The organism is Streptomyces sp. NPDC086147 (assembly GCF_040702165.1).
GTDB lineage: Bacteria > Actinomycetota > Actinomycetes > Streptomycetales > Streptomycetaceae > Streptomyces.
Window position 1 is genome coordinate 202389 of record NZ_JBFBJO010000009.1, and the last position, 13132, is coordinate 215520.

At 72.9% G+C, this 13132-nt stretch carries 9 protein-coding genes; 4 read left to right on the forward strand and 5 right to left on the reverse strand.

Annotated features, from left to right (window positions below; genetic code table 11):
* Window positions 1-21: 21 nt before the first annotated feature.
* Window positions 22-1707, reverse strand: a complete 1686-nt coding sequence (locus AB0398_RS21310) for an MFS transporter (protein WP_366377248.1) — start codon at window positions 1705-1707, stop codon at window positions 22-24.
* Between the two features lie 529 nt (window positions 1708-2236).
* Window positions 2237-4723 carry a serine hydrolase gene (locus tag AB0398_RS21315; RefSeq protein ID WP_366377156.1) on the reverse strand — a complete coding sequence of 829 codons (2487 nt, stop codon included), beginning with the start codon at window positions 4721-4723 and terminating at the stop codon, window positions 2237-2239.
* A 162-nt stretch (window positions 4724-4885) separates the two neighbouring features.
* On the opposite strand from AB0398_RS21315, the gene AB0398_RS21320 reads away from it, so the two are divergent.
* The 3 genes from AB0398_RS21320 (at window position 4886) to AB0398_RS21330 (ending at window position 7073) form a co-directional block, all read left to right on the forward strand.
* Window positions 4886-5584: a GPP34 family phosphoprotein gene (locus AB0398_RS21320; RefSeq protein WP_366377157.1), complete on the forward strand. Its 699-nt coding sequence runs from the start codon at window positions 4886-4888 to the stop codon at window positions 5582-5584.
* A 235-nt stretch (window positions 5585-5819) separates the two neighbouring features.
* On the forward strand, window positions 5820-6680 hold the full coding sequence (locus AB0398_RS21325; RefSeq protein ID WP_366377158.1) for a helix-turn-helix transcriptional regulator: 861 nt from the start codon (window positions 5820-5822) through the stop codon (window positions 6678-6680).
* A 192-nt stretch (window positions 6681-6872) separates the two neighbouring features.
* Window positions 6873-7073, forward strand: coding sequence for a DUF397 domain-containing protein (locus AB0398_RS21330; RefSeq protein ID WP_366377159.1), 201 nt, complete (start codon window positions 6873-6875; stop codon window positions 7071-7073).
* A gap of 141 nt (window positions 7074-7214) precedes the next feature.
* On the opposite strand, the gene AB0398_RS21335 is transcribed toward AB0398_RS21330, so the two are convergent.
* From AB0398_RS21335 to AB0398_RS21345, 3 genes are all read right to left on the reverse strand, one after another.
* Window positions 7215-8333, reverse strand: a complete 1119-nt coding sequence (locus tag AB0398_RS21335; protein ID WP_366377160.1) for an ADP-ribosylglycohydrolase family protein — start codon at window positions 8331-8333, stop codon at window positions 7215-7217.
* A 153-nt stretch (window positions 8334-8486) separates the two neighbouring features.
* Complete coding sequence (locus tag AB0398_RS21340) at window positions 8487-11072, reverse strand: bifunctional FO biosynthesis protein CofGH (protein WP_366377161.1); 2586 nt, start codon at window positions 11070-11072, stop codon at window positions 8487-8489.
* A 156-nt stretch (window positions 11073-11228) separates the two neighbouring features.
* Window positions 11229-12059, reverse strand: coding sequence for an LLM class F420-dependent oxidoreductase (locus AB0398_RS21345; protein ID WP_366377162.1), 831 nt, complete (start codon window positions 12057-12059; stop codon window positions 11229-11231).
* A 179-nt stretch (window positions 12060-12238) separates the two neighbouring features.
* Between AB0398_RS21345 and AB0398_RS21350 the strand changes: the two genes are divergently transcribed.
* Complete coding sequence (locus tag AB0398_RS21350; RefSeq protein ID WP_366377163.1) at window positions 12239-13009, forward strand: GNAT family N-acetyltransferase; 771 nt, start codon at window positions 12239-12241, stop codon at window positions 13007-13009.
* The last annotated feature ends 123 nt before the right edge of the window (window positions 13010-13132 follow it).

Genomic DNA, 13132 nt, shown 5'->3' on the forward strand with positions numbered 1-13132 from the left:
CGAAAGAGGTCTACGGGCGGCTCAGCGCAGTTCCTCCGGGCAGGCCGTGCCCCGGGAGAAGTTGTACGGGGAGCCCAGGCGGTAGACGCCCGCCTTCGGCGCGACCAGCTCCGTCCACTCGTCGCCCTGCGCGTCCGCCTCCGTCCGGAAGAGGCAGCCCTCCTCGTTGGCGAAGACCTTGGGGAGCTCGGTCTCCGACGCCTCGCGGGCCGCCTTCGACTCCTCGGTCTCCTGCGGCGGCGCGATCTTGCCGCCGTTCTCGTCCATGAGGGCGAGCCACGGCGAGTACGGCACGCGGATGAGGACCCGGCCGGGGCTGCCGACCCGGATCACGACCTCGTTCGCCGCCACGCTCTCGACCCGGGCGGGCGGCTCCGCCAGCGGGGTCGGGTCCGCGACCTCGTACAGGCGCCAGTTCTCGTCCGACCAGACCTGCTCCAGGTACGGCAGGCCCTTGTCGACCAGCTCCGCCTCCCGCTCGGCGCCGGAGTCGGGGGCGCCGGTCGGCAGGACGACGAAGTGGACGGCCCAGCGGTCGAGCCAGTCCTGGTAGTTCACGGCGTTGAGGGTGTCGTCGTAGAAGAGCGGGTTGCGCTCCATGTCGGCCTGCCGGTTCCAGCCCCGCGCCAGGTTGATGTACGGGCTGAGCGCGGAGGACTCGCGGTGGCTGGAGGCCGGCACGACCTCGACCCGCGCCTTGTCCGCGCCCCGCACCTGGAGCTGGTTGACCAGCGGCGCCAGTTCGCGCGCCCAGGAGGCGTCCGGGGCGGTGCGGATGACGTCGTCGACGCCCTTGAAGCCGATCCAGAAGTTCAGCCCCGCGAAGGCGAGCAGCAGCGCGTACCAGCGGCGCGAGCGCGGCGCGGTGTACGGCAGGGCGGCGAGCAGCACGACCCCGGCGAAGAGCATCGGGAGCCGTGAGATGTTCGAACCGATCTGGGAGTCGATCGCCCAGGTCAGGAAGGTGCCCACCGTGTACACGGCGGCGGCGGTGCGGACCGTCCGCCAGTCCTTCGGCACCAGGAGGAAGATCAGGATCCCGAAGATCATCGGCAGCGCGGCCGAGCCGAAGGCCATCGGCTGCGTGCCCGAGAAGGGGAAGAGCCAGGAGGAGAGGGCGACCACGGCCACCGGGGCGAGGCCGAGGGCGTACGCGCCGGGGCGCCGCTTGTTGAGGAAGAGCGCCGCCGCCGCCACCCCGAGGAAGAGCCCGGCGACCGGGCTGCACGCGGTCGCGAGCCCGGCGAGCGGGGCGGCGACCGCGGCCTTGGCCCAGCGCTTGCGGCGCCAGCGGTGCGGCCAGCAGAAGACGGCGGCGACCGCGCCGACCGCGAACAGCATGCCGAGGCCGAAGGTCACCCGGCCCGACAGGGCGTTGCAGAGGAAGGCGAAGACGCCCGCGACCGCGCAGGCCATCGGATTGCGGACCGTCCGCACTCGCACCAGGATCAGCGCGGTCAGCGCGGCCGACAGCGTGCCGGTGATCATCATCGTGGTGCGGACGCCGAGCACCGACATCAGGTACGGCGAGACGACGCTGTACGAGACCGGGTGCATCCCGCCGTACCAGGCGAGGTTGTACGCGGAGTCCGGGTGCCGTCCGACGAACTCGGCCCACGCGTCCTGCGCGGCCAGATCCCCGCCGCTGTTCGCGAAGAGGAAGAACCAGAGAATGTGGGTGAGGGCGGCGAGTCCCGTGGCCACCATGACGGTGTGGCGGCGCTTCCGCCGCCGGGCCGGAACGATCGCCTCCGGGGCGGGCCGCTGCGCCGGAAGCGGTATTCGCGAGAGCGAAGGGGTCGCGGGTCTGGCGGCGGCGAGGGGGGCGTCGGCGGCCGGGCCGGGGTCGGTGCGGGTGCCGGTGGTACCGGGGTCGGTGCGGGTGCCGGCGGCGCCGGGCTCCGCGCCCGAGGAGGGCCCCGAGGACGATCCCGCAGAGGAACCGGAGGACGACTCGGAGGAGACGGAGGGACCGGGGAGCGCATCGGGAAGCGGATCGGGCGGGGAGGAGTCCGCGCGGTCGGCGCGTGTCGGCTCGGCGGTGGTCACTGCGGCCCTTTCCCGTACGTCCCGTCTCGCTCCGCGCGGGGGTCCACGCGCGCTTCTCGTCCCCCGGAAACGCTAACAGCAGGACGCCCCGGAGAACCGGGGCGTCCCGCCGGGCGGGTGCTTCCCGGCCACCCGCCGTCGTTCCGTGCTTCCGTTCCGCGCCGCCGTGCGCCGCCGTTCCGGGCGGTCAGCCCACGCGGGTCAGCTTCTTGTCGAAGCCCGGCTCCGCCAGGTCGGCCTGGAGGGCCACCGGGGAGCTGACCCTGCCCGTGCCCGTACCGATCGACACCTGGCCGACGACGTCGCCCGCCTTGCCGGTGTGCGGGACGGCCTTGCCGCCGTCGGTGAGGTCCAGCTTCACTTCCAGGCCCGGCCAGCCGACCGCCTTGAGCTCCTTGGTGGCGACGACCGGGGTCTTGCCGCCGAGGCCGTCGTCGACGTAGCCGAGGACCTGGCCCTTGCGGACCACGGGGGCCGAGGTCACGTCCTTCTGCGCCCGCTTGATCAGCTCGTAGCTGTAGTCGATGGAGAGCTGGAGCTTGTCGCCGAGGTACTTGGCGTTCTTGGCCCCCATCACGATGCCGAGGACCCGGCGGTTCTCACCGTCGACGACGGTGTTCGCCGACCAGAGCAGGTTGCCGCCGGCCGGGGTGGAGGAGCCGGTCTTGATGCCGCCCACACCCGGCTTCAGCAGGATGTTGTTGTTGTTCTCGATCCGCCCGGGGATGCCCTCGACGGTCACGTTCGGCATGTTCACGATCTCGCGGAACACGTCGTACTGCATGACCGCCTTCGCCAGCTTCAGCTGGTCCTGCGGGGTCGAGACCGTGCTGTCGAGCAGGCCGGACGGGTCCGTGTACGTGGACTGCTCCATGCCCAGGTCCTTGGCGGCGGCGTTCATCTTCTCGACGAACGCGGCCTCGGAACCGGCGTCCCAGCGGGCGAGCAGCCGGGCCACGTTGTTGGCGGAGGGGATCATCAGGAGCTGGAGCAGCTCCTTCTGCGAGTAGGTCTGGCCCTCCTCGACCGCCGCGGTCGACTCGTGCTCCGCCTTGCCCTGGTCGGCGGCCTTCTTGTCGATCTCGATCTCGGGGCCGGTCTGCTTCCCCTTGAGCGGGTGGTCGCGGAGGATCACGTACGCCGTCATCGTCTTGGTGACGGAGGCGATCGGGGCCGGCTTCTGCGGCCCGTACGTGCCCATGGAGCCGACGCCCTCGACCTCGACGGCGCCCTGCCCCTCGCCGGGCCACGGCATCTTCAGCGCGCCGCCCTCGAACGTGAAGGTCGGTGCGGCGGAGAGCTTCAGGGCGGGCGCGGGCAGCGGGCGGACCATCTGCGCGATCGCGAAGACGATCAGGAGGAGCAGGACCAGCGGGGTCCAGATCCGGACCCGGCGCAGGGTGGTCCGCAGCGGGCTCGGCGGCGGGGGCGGGGTGTTCGTCAGCTCGGCGAGCAGGTCGAGCGGGGGGAGCGGCGGCAGCGGCTGCTGCCGGGTCCGCTCCGGCTCGGCGAGTGCGGGCGGGGCGGGGGCGGGCGTGACGGGCGCGGCGGCTTCGGCGGCGGGCGCGGCATCGGTCTCGGCCTCGGGCGCCTTCCGCTCGGCCGGGATGTCGGGCCGCAGCGGCAGGAAGGTGCTGGTGCGCTCGCTGTCGGAGTCCACGCGGGCACCCGCGCCCGCCGGCCCGGCCGGAAGCTTCAGGGCGGTCGTCGGCTGGTCCACCGGCGGCCGGATCATCTTGAACATGGCCGTCGGCTGGTCGACGGGCTTCTCGTCCTCGGAGGGGTCGTCGACGTCTTCGGTGCCCTTGGCGTCTTCGGTGCCCTCGGTGCTCGTGGCGTCCTCGGCGTCCTCGATGCTCTTGGCGCCTTCGACGGCGTCGGTGGCCTCGGTGCCTTCGGAGACCGAGAGGGCCTTGGAGTTCGTGGGCTCCTTCGGGCCCTTCGAATCCTCGGCGGGCTCCGGGTCCTTCTCCGGCTCGGGCTTCGCATCGGCGGACGGCTTCCGGGCGGCGAACCAGGAGTCGACGGGCGCCTTGCCCTCGGACTCCCCGACGGCCTCGGGGGCCTTCTCGGCGGCGCCCTGGGCGTCCTCGACGGACGCGTCGGCCTTCACGGCCTCGGCAGGCCCAGCGGCCTCCTCGTCCGGCTCGCCCGCGTCCGCGGCACCGCTCACGGGCTCCTCGCCCGACTCGGGCTCGTCGTCCGCCTCGGGCTCGCCGGCGGCCTCGGCCGTCGTGGCGGCCTCCAGGGCCTCCTCGGCCTCGGCAGGCTCCTCCGGGGCCTTCCCGGGCTCCTCCGCCGCCGTGGCGACCCACGCCGCCACGGCCGCCTTGAGGCGCTCGCTCTCCGGCTCCGACCTGGAACCCGACTCCGCCTCCGGCTCGGACTGCGCCTCCGGCTCGACGGCCCCCTTCGGCTCGTCGTCCTCCGGCGTACGCGGAACCAGGTTCTTGAAGACGGCGGTCGGCTGGTCGACCCGTACCGGCGTGTCCGAAGGCTCCGACGAGGCGGGGTCCGGGGCCGGCTCCGAAGCGGGTGAGGGCTCTGACTCCCGGAGCACGGAAAGCCGCGGATCCCGGCCGCCCCCGCCCGAGGCCGCCGCCGTGTCCGACGACCCCTGCTGCTCCGCCTTGTCGGGGGACTCGCCCGCCACCGTGCCTCCTCCATGCGTCATGCGTACGTCCGAACCGTCTACCAGTGTCCTGTGTGAACCCCTTGGCCCCCGTGCTAGACGAGAACGACATACCTACCGGTTCCCGGATGAACCACCCGGGTGCTCTCGACAGATGAATGTGAGAGGGGTCACCCTGTCATTCATCCACGCGGGGAGGCATGGATGGGCAGGAGCCGCAGAACCATTCCGGAAGAGCTTCTGCTGCTCGCTCTGGACCCGACCACGGGTACCACAGCGCAGCCGCAGTCGCTCGACCTCGGCCTGGCCGGAGCACAGCTAGTGGAGCTGGCACTGGCAGGCCGGATAGCCCCTGATGGGGATCGTATCGCCGTGGTGATGCCACGGCCGACCGGAGATCCGACACTGGACTCCGCACTGGAGCTGCTGCGCAGGCGCGGCAGCCCGGTACGGGCCGTCCACTGGATAGGCGGGCCCCGACTGGGGCTCCGTCAGACGTATCTCTCGCATCTGGAGCGATGCGGCATGGTGCATGCCGTGGAGGGCCAGATGTGCGGGGTGTTGCCGACGACTCGCTACCAGGCGACGGAGACGGCGATCAGTCGGGAGATCCGTGCCCGGCTGGACAGTGCGATCCGCACCGGCGTACCGCCGGACCCGCGGACCGCGGCGCTTGCCGCGCTGGCCCATGCGGTCGGTCTCGGGAAGCACCTCTACCCCGGCAACGAAGGACGGTCGTCGCGGTCCCGGCTGCGCGACCTGATCCGGCACGACCCGATGGGCGGCCTCGTGGCGCACGCCGTGATGGACGTCCAGAACGGCGCGGGGGCGCAACCGCGCCGAAGCGCCCAGGGCGTTCCGGCACAGCCACACGGCGGAATGGCCCGCGCGGCGGCGCACTGAACGCCGCGCACCACGGCGCACTGAACGCGCCGCGCACCACAGCGCACCGAGCACCACCGCACGGCACGCACCACATACCCACCCGGGAGCCGCACAGCAGTGCGGGGCGGTCTGGACGACCGCCCCGCACATGTGCGTTGTCCCCGTTTCCCAGCGCACGCACGACCTTTGGTGGCAGTCTGCCAAGCGGTAGATACTCACAGCTACGCAGCAGACAGCCGGAGGTGCAGTTTCCGTGGCGTCCAACGTCAACCCCACCGTCAGGCGACGCCGATTGGGCCAGGAGCTGCGCAAGCTCCGGGAGGCGAAGAACATGACGGCCGAGCAGGTCGCCGAGCGCCTCCTCGTCTCCCAGTCCAAGATCAGCCGCCTCGAGAACGGCCGCCGTTCCATCAGCCAGCGCGACGTCCGCGACCTGTGCGGCGTGTACGAGGTCGAGGACGAGCGCATGGTCGACTCCCTCATGCAGATGGCCAAGGACTCGCGCCAGCAGGGCTGGTGGCACGCCTTCGGCGACATTCCGTACAGCGTCTACATCGGTCTGGAGACGGACGCGGAGAGCCTGCGGATGTACGAGCCGCAGATCATCCCCGGACTGCTCCAGACCCACGAGTACGCCGAGGCAGTGATCGCCGGCGCGCTGCCGGAGTCGACGCCCGCGGACATCGAGAAGCGGGTCCAGGTCCGCACCCGCCGCCAGGAGCGGATCCGGGACGAGGAGCGTCCGCTGCGCCTCTGGGCCGTCATCGACGAGGGCGCGCTGCACCGGATCGTCGGCAGCCGCCCGTTGATGGTGCAGCAGCTGGAGCACCTGCTCGAACAGTCGCAGCTGCCGCACGTCACCGTGCAGGTGATGCCGTTCGACATGGGCGCGCACCCGGGGATCAGCGGGCAGTACTCGATCCTGGAGTTCCCGGACGCCTCGGACTCCAGCGTCGTCTACATCGAGGGCGTCACGAGCGACCTGTACCTGGAGAAGACCCAGGACGTCGGCAAGTACAGCGTCATGTACGAGCACCTCAGGGCGCAGGCGCTGAACGTCGACCAGACCAGGGAGTTCATCTCGAAGATGGCCAAGAAGCACGCCCAGGGCTGAGGTCGGCCCGAGCGGAGCGGGCACGGTACACCTGGTCATCGCTCCCACGGAAGCCCGGTTGGAATATGCCACTCGGACGTGTGAACGCCGGTCCCGCCGCCCGGGACCGGCGAGTAGCGTCGATCACGTCGTCAAGAACGTTGGCGCGACACACCCCACTGGCAGAAACTGGCAGAACCGGAGCTGAGCAGCATGGCGATTATTCAGGGTGGCACGGACACCTGGACGAAGTCCTCCTACTCGGGTGGGAACGGAGCCTGCGTCGAAGTGAAGTCCCCCGTCATGGCCGCGATCGCGGTGCGGGACTCGAAGGCCCCCGAGGGCCCGTCCCTCGCGTTCGGCCCGGGCTCCTGGAACGCCTTCGTCGGCGAGGTGAGCACCGGGGCCCTCTAGCCTCTCGGTGCCCTCGGGCGCCGGCAACACGAAAGAGCCCTCTCGTCCGGTCCGCCGTCCTGGCCGAGGGGGCTCGCTCCTTTTCCGGGACCGCCGCCCCACCGCGGCCGGCAAAGCCCCACCCCCGGCCGAGAACCCCCCTCACCCCCTCGGATACCGCGCCAGCCACCCCGGCGCCGACTCCACGGGGGTGTGCAGGGCGGTGCCCTGGGTCATCTCCATCGAGAAGTCGTCCGCCAGTTCCAGGAGCGTGCCCCGGCCCTCCAGGTCGGCCAGCCAGGCCGGGGGGAGGGCCGTGTCGCCGTGCAGGGTGCCGAGCAGGGCGCCGGTGAGCGCGCCGGTCGCCGGTGAGGGGCCGTCGTGGTTCACGGCGAGCCGCAGGCCGTGCCGTACGTCCTCGCCGACCAGGGCGCAGTAGACGGCCGCCGCCAACTGCCCCTCGGCCCGGTCCTCCTCCGCCCCGAGACCGGCCACCCGCTCCGCGTCCGGAACCCCTTCCCGTACGGCTCCGAGGGCGCGGTCGAGGGCCTCGGTGACCGGCTCGTGGCCGGGGCGCACCGCGAGCTGCTCCAGGGCCCCGGCCACCGCCGTCTCCACGGAGCCGCCGCGGGCCAGGCCGTGGACGGTGACCGCGAAGGCGCCCGCCGCGAGGAGCGCGGCCGGGGCGCCGTGCGTCTGGGCGGCGCACTCCACGGCGAGCTGGCAGACGAGCTGCGGCTCCCAGCCGACGAGCAGTCCGAAGGGGGCCGAGCGGACGAGGGCGCCGGAGTCGCCGGCCTCCGGGTTCTTGGGCTTGTCGAGGGTGCCGAGGTGCTCGTCGCCGAGGCCGGTGAGGCAGGCGCGGGCCGGGTCGCGGCGGGCGTAGAGCCACTCTTCGCGGGCCAGCCAGCCGTTGTCCTTGCGGCGCTCGTCGGGGCCCCAGTCGCGCTGGGTGGCGGCCCAGCGCAGATGGGCCCGGTGGACGTCGGTGGGCGGGTGCCAGGCGCCGGTGTCGCGGCGGACCTGGGCGCGGATCAGGCCGTCGACGGTGAACAGGGTCATCTGGGTCGCGGCGGTGACGGCGCCCCGGCGGCCGAACGCGGGGACGGGATCGGTGAGTCCGTCAGGTCCGTGGGCCTCGCGCAGCTTCGCGAGGGAGGAGCCGCCGGCGCCCGCCCCCAGCGCGTCGCCGAGCGCCCCGCCGAGCAGACAGCCCCGTACCCGGGCCCGGAAGTCCTGCTGCTCGGCACGGCCCCACACGGCTGCGGCTGTCGTGGCCACGACGTGCCCTCCCCCGGTCGGCGGTTCGCTGTCGGTTCCCTCGCCGCACTGTAATGGACCGGATACGCGCCTCCGGGGGACCGGAACGTTATGTGTTCCGACGTCCTTCGGGCCTGTTTTGACCACACTCGGTCCGGCCCGGGGGCGGCGGCCTCACTCCGCTGGGAGCACCGGGAGGAGCTCCGGCAGGTGCCCGTCGGAGGCCTCGGCCGTGCGCCGCCGCTCCTCCGGGACCTCCCCGTAGAGGGTCGTGCGGGGCTTCGCCGGGCGGCCCGCCGCCTCCGCGATGGCCTCCAGGTCCTTGATGGAGCGGTACGAGCCGTAACTCGACCCGGCCATCCGGGAGATGGTCTCCTCCATCAGGGTGCCGCCCAGGTCGTTGGCGCCCGAGCGGAGCATCTCGGCGGCGCCCTCCGCGCCCAGCTTCACCCAGCTCGTCTGGATGTTGGGGATGTGCGGGTGGAGGAGGAGGCGGGCCATGGCGGTGACCGCGCGGTTGTCGCGGACGGTCGGGCCGGGGCGGGCGATGCCGGCGAGGTAGACCGGCGCGTTGGTGTGGATGAAGGGGAGCGTCACGAACTCCGTGAAGCCGCCGGTCTCCTGCTGGATGCGGGCCAGGGTCCGGAAGTGGCCGAGCCAGTGCCGGGGCTGGTCCACGTGCCCGTACATCATCGTGGAGGAGGAGCGCAGGCCCAGTTCGTGGGCGGTGGTGACCACCTCGATCCAGGTGGCGGTGGGCAGCTTGCCCTTGGTGAGGACCCAGCGGACCTCGTCGTCGAGGATCTCGGCGGCCGTGCCGGGGATCGAGTCGAGCCCGGCCTCCTTCGCGGCCGTCAGCCACTCGCGGATCGAGAGGCCGGTACGGGAGGCGCCGTTGACGACCTCCATCGGCGAGAAGGCGTGCACGTGCATGCCGGGGACGCGTTCCTTCACCGCGCGCGCGATGTCGAAGTAGGCGGTGCCGGGCAGGTCGGGGTGGATGCCGCCCTGCATGCAGACCTCCATCGCGCCGACCTCCCAGGCCTGCTCGGCGCGGTCGGCGACCTGGTCGAGGGAGAGGGTGTACGCGTCGGCGTCGGTGCGGCGCTGGGCGAAGGCGCAGAAGCGGCAGCCGGTGTAGCAGACGTTGGTGAAGTTGATGTTCCGGGTGACGACGTACGTGACGTCGTCGCCGGACACGTCACGGCGCAGGTCGTCGGCGATCCGGGTCAGGGCGTCCAGGGCGGGGCCGTCCGCGTGCAGGAGGGCCAGGGCCTGCGGGTCGGTGAGCCGCGTCGGGTCGTCGGCGGCGACGGCCAGCGCCTCCCGCACGTCGGTGTCGATGCGCTGCGGCACCATCCCGGGGGCGGCGGCCTCGCGCAGCGCCTCCCAGTCGCCGTACACCTCGTCGAAGTCGTCGCGCCGGTCGCCCGTGCGCCCCTCGGTGTCGATGGTGCGGTGCAGATCGGTGCGGCCGGTGGCGGCGAAGGCCTCGTCGGGCTCCTGCCAGGGCAGGCCGCGCACGGGCGCCCCGGGGTTCGCGAGTCCGGTCCCGGGGTCGGCGAGGGCGCGGACGTGCGGGAGGAGCCGGGGGTCGAGCCAGGGTTCTCCCCGGGTGACGAACTCCGGGTAGACGCAGAGGCGTTCGCGCAGCTCGAAGCCGGCGGCGGCGGACCGCTCGGCCAGCTCCTCGATCCTCGGCCAGGGCCGCTCGGGGTTGACGTGGTCGATGGTGAGCGGCGAGACCCCGCCCCAGTCGTCGATGCCGGCCGCGATGAGCCGCTCGTACTCGGAGTCGACCAGGTTCGGCGGGGCCTGGAGGCAGGCGGAGGGGCCCATGATCAGACGGGCGACGGCGACGGTGGCGACCAGGTCGTCGAGCTCGGCGTCGGGCATCCCGCGCATCGCCGTGTCCGGCTTGGCGCGGAAGTTCTGGATGATCAGCTCCTGAATGGAGTGGTACGCGCGGGCGACGCGGCGCAGCGCGAACAGCGACTCGGCCCGCTCCTCCAGGGTCTCCCCGATGCCGAGCAGCAGCCCCGAGGTGAAGGGCACGGAGGAGCGGCCGGCGTCCTCCAGGACCCTGAGCCGCACGGCCGGTTCCTTGTCGGGGGACCCGTAGTGGGGGCCGCCGGGCTCGGACCACAGGCGGGTCGCGGTCGTCTCCAGCATCATCCCCATGGAGGGCGCGACGGGCTTGAGGCGCTGGAAGTCGGTCCAGGACAGGACCCCGGGGTTGAGGTGCGGGAGCAGCCCGGTCTCCTCCAGGATCCGGATCGCCATGGCCCGCACGTACGCGATCGTGTCGTCGTAGCCGTGCGCGTCGAGCCACTCGCGCGCCTCCGGCCAGCGGTCCTCGGGCTTGTCCCCGAGCGTGATCAGGGCTTCCTTGCAGCCGAGTTCGGCGCCGCGCCGGGCGATGTCGAGGACCTCGTCGGGCGACATGAACATCCCGTGCCCGGCCCGGCGCAGCTTGCCGGGGACGGTGACGAAGGTGCAGTAGTGGCACTTGTCGCGGCAGAGCCGGGTGAGCGGAATGAACACGCTCTTGGAGTACGTGATGACGCCCGGCCGCCCGGCCGCCTCCAGACCGGCGTCCCGCACGCGCCCGGCGGACGCCACCAGGTCCGTCAGGTCGTCCCCGCGCGCCCGCAGCAGCACGGCGGCCTCGGAGACGTCGAGCGCGACTCCGTCCCTGGCCCGCCTGAGGGCCCGTCGCATGGCGTTCTCGGTGGGGCGTGCTGCCTGGTGATCGGTCATGGAGCGAGCATACGAGCGGGTACGGGGAGGCGGGTTCGGGTCCCCGTACCCGTAACACGTGACACGTGACCCGTAACCCGTACTCCCCGCTCAGGCACTCAGACGCTCAGGCACTCAGGCACTCAGGCACTCAGACGCTCAGGCGCTCAGGCGCGGTCACAGATACCGCGCGTATCCGTCGAGCACCCCCAGCACCTCGCCCTCCTCCCCCGGCGGGAGCTGGAGGACGACCTCCTCGCAGCCGAGGTCCGCGTAGTACGCGAGCTTGTCCGGGTTCGGCAGGACCGCGTACGGGACGACCCGGAGGGCCTTCGGGTCGCGGCCCGCCTCCTCCCACGCCGTCCGCAGGACCGGGAGGGCGTCCGCGAGGCCCCGGCCGCCGATCGGCAGCCAGCCGTCGGCCTGCGCCGCGATCTGCGCGAAGAGCTTCGGGCCCGCCGCCCCGCCGAGGAGGATCCGGGGCGCGCCGCCGGCCGGCTTGGGCCAGGCCTCGGAGGCGCGCACGGACTCCCCCGACTCACCGGCGTACGCGGTGGGTTCGGGGGCCCACAAGGCCTTCATCAGGTCGATCCGGTCGCGGCCGAGCCTCCGGCGGGACGCCCAGTCGACGCCGTGGTCGGCCGCTTCCTCCCGGTTCCAGCCGAAGCCGACGCCGAGGGTGAAGCGGCCGCCGGAGAGGTGGTCGAGGGTGGCGATCTGCTTGGCGAGCGAGATCGGGTCGTGCTGGGCGATCAGGGTGATGCCGGTGCCGAGCCCGAGGCGTTCGGTGACGGCGGCGGCCTGTCCGAGGGCGACGAAGGGGTCCAGGGTCCTGCCGTACTCCCGGGGCAGCTCGCCGCCGGCCGGGTAGGGCGTGGTCCGCTCGACGGGGATGTGGGTGTGCTCGGGCAGGTAGAGCCCGGCGAACCCGCGCTCCTCCAGCTCGCGCGCCAGGCGCACCGGGGTGATGGTCTCGTCGGTCAGGAAGATCGTGGTCGAGATCCGCATACGGGCACGGTAGGGGGTGGGGCGGAGTTTTCCGAGACCCCGGACGGCCACGCGCCCCTGCCCACGAGTCCCTCGCCCGTGAGTCGCCCTCCCGCGAGGCCCCTGCCCGCGAAGCCCCGGCCCGTGCGCCGCCCGGAAATACGGCTGCGTCCCTCCCTCCCCGCCCCTACCGTGGCCCGGTGCTGAAGCGAATCGAGGCGTACTACGACGCCGTACCCCGGTCCTCCGCCCGCGCCGAGGAGTTCGGCCCGCTGACCCTCTTCGTACGGGAGGGGGAGGGCTGGCCCTTCTACGCGCGGCCCGCGCCCGGGTACGAGGGGGAGGTGCCGGTCGCGGCCGTGGAGCGGGTGCGGGCCCGGCAGCGGGAGCTGGGGGTGCCCGAGTCCTTCGAGTGGGTCGCGGAGACGGCGCCGGGGCTGCGGGCGGCCGTGGAGGCGAGCGGGCTCACCGTGCGCGAGCACCCGCTGATGGTCCTGGAGGGCGGGCCCCTCGCCGTACCGGAGCCCGAGGGCGTCACCGTACGGATGCTGGACGCGGACGACCCGGGTCTGGAGAGCGCCGTCGCCGCCCCGTACGCCGCCTTCGGCTTCCCGCCCGAGCCTGGGACCGCCGGGCGGACCGCCGACCGGATCACGGCCGGCCTGACCCGGCTCGCGGCGGCCTTCGACGACGCGGGGGGCGGTACGGCGGGGGTCGCCGCCCTCTCCGCCGGGCAGCACCAGCCGGTGGGGGACGTCTCCGAGGTCGTCGGCGTCGGCACGGTCCCGGCGGCCCGGCGCCGGGGGCTCGGCCTCGCGGTCACGGCCGCCCTGGTCGCGGACGCCCGGGCCCGGGGCGCGGAGCTGGTGTTCCTGTCGGCCTCGGACGCGGACGTGGCCCGGCTCTACGGCCGGCTCGGCTTCCGCACGGTGGCGACCGCCCTCATCGCGGAAGCGGAGGCGGAGGCGTAGGAGCACGGGGGGTGGCGGGGGTCCGGGAAAAACTTTCGGGGAAAGTCCTCCGGTCGTGTCACATCCCCGGCCGGCGTTCCGTCATTGCGGTGGAAGCACACGCCGAACGAGACGCCGAGGAGC

Coding starts and splice junctions, on each gene's coding strand:
- AB0398_RS21340 (WP_366377161.1), bottom strand. CDS start 11,072: ATGACCGATCACCAGGCAGCACGCCCCACCGAGAACGCCATGCGACGG.
- AB0398_RS21310 (WP_366377248.1), bottom strand. CDS start 1,707: ATGGTGGCCACGGGACTCGCCGCCCTCACCCACATTCTCTGGTTCTTC.
- AB0398_RS21330 (WP_366377159.1), top strand. CDS start 6,873: ATGGCGATTATTCAGGGTGGCACGGACACCTGGACGAAGTCCTCCTAC.
- AB0398_RS21315 (WP_366377156.1), bottom strand. CDS start 4,723: ATGACGCATGGAGGAGGCACGGTGGCGGGCGAGTCCCCCGACAAGGCG.
- AB0398_RS21320 (WP_366377157.1), top strand. CDS start 4,886: ATGGGCAGGAGCCGCAGAACCATTCCGGAAGAGCTTCTGCTGCTCGCT.
- AB0398_RS21345 (WP_366377162.1), bottom strand. CDS start 12,059: ATGCGGATCTCGACCACGATCTTCCTGACCGACGAGACCATCACCCCG.